Source organism: Bradyrhizobium sp. AS23.2 (genome assembly GCF_001908185.1).
Taxonomy (GTDB): Bacteria; Pseudomonadota; Alphaproteobacteria; order Rhizobiales; family Xanthobacteraceae; genus Bradyrhizobium.
Map to the genome: position 1 here is coordinate 1 of NZ_LGHM01000391.1, position 1154 is coordinate 1154.

A 1154-nucleotide genomic window follows, 5' to 3' on the forward strand; every position below is an offset into this window, starting at 1 on the left:
AGGCGCATTCGCTGAATTTCTTGGTGTCGCCGACCGATCTCGACTATCTGCTCGGGCCGAACGAACATTCCTTTCACCTTGGTACTTTCGTCAGATCTACCCAGCCAACCCTTTATTCGCATATTGGTGCGTCCGCACGGGCTCGGGCCATGCATGGCGGCAGTAAGGTCTCCCAAAGCGAGACGAATCAACGGTCGCCGCCAATCGAGGCTTGTGACGACGATCTCACCGATTTCACCGGCCGGCACAGGGTTTCCAGTTCCGGGCCAAACGATCTCTACGATCAAATGTTCATTGACGATCATGCCTTCACGGGCCGAGGTTTCGTAGGCAATGACGCCTACGTCCGCTGTCGCATAGACCTGATATGCGTCGATACCTCGAGACTCTACATATGTTCGAAGCGACGGCGGAAATGCTGCACCGCTAACAGCGGCGCGTTTAATCGACGAGATATCTCGTCCCTTCGTCGCCGCCGCCTCGATGAGGATCTTCAAGAAATCAGGCGTTCCGAAAAAACCTACCGGGCGGTAGCCCTCGATCAGGTCAAGCTGCGTCTCCACATTGCCTGGGCCCGCCGGGATAACACTGCACCCGAGCGCGCGCGCGGAGGTATCGAACAAGAAACCGCCAGGCGTCAAATGATAGCTGAATGTGTTTAGTACGACGTCCCCCGACCGAAATCCGGCTGCGAACAACGCTCGTGCTCCATTCCATGGATCCGGGCGATCAATTTCGGGCTCAAAAACAGGTCCGGGAGAGACGAAAAGATGTGAGGCGATTGCGGGGGCATGGTTCAGCATACCGCCAAACGGCCTGCTCGACTTTTGGATTTGAACAAGATCGGATTTACGAGTGACTGGAAGCGCGGCCAATACTTCGCGATTATCGACAAGGTCGGGACATTCGTCCCGCATAGCAGTCGCGCAATACGGGAGCAGGAGGGCTTTCCGAAGAACCTCCTTGAGTTGGACGAAATCTTCGGCTTCTCGATCCTCCGGGCGCCGCAGTTCGGCACTATCGTAAGATGCAATCATTTACGTAACTCCTGTCGTCACTCGGCTGTTGAATGCGGTTTGGACGCCGATTGTTTTCCGGCGAAACGCCACGACCGCTGAACCAGTTTCTTCAGGTGGAGTTCACCTCTCCCAAAA

General features: G+C 55.7%; 1 protein-coding gene. It reads right to left on the reverse strand.

Annotated features, from left to right (window positions below; genetic code table 11):
* Nucleotides 1-1037 (reverse strand): phenylacetate--CoA ligase family protein (locus AC630_RS42435; RefSeq protein WP_083636636.1); only part of this gene is annotated, 1037 nt, incomplete at its 3' end.
* Nucleotides 1038-1154 lie beyond the last annotated feature (117 nt).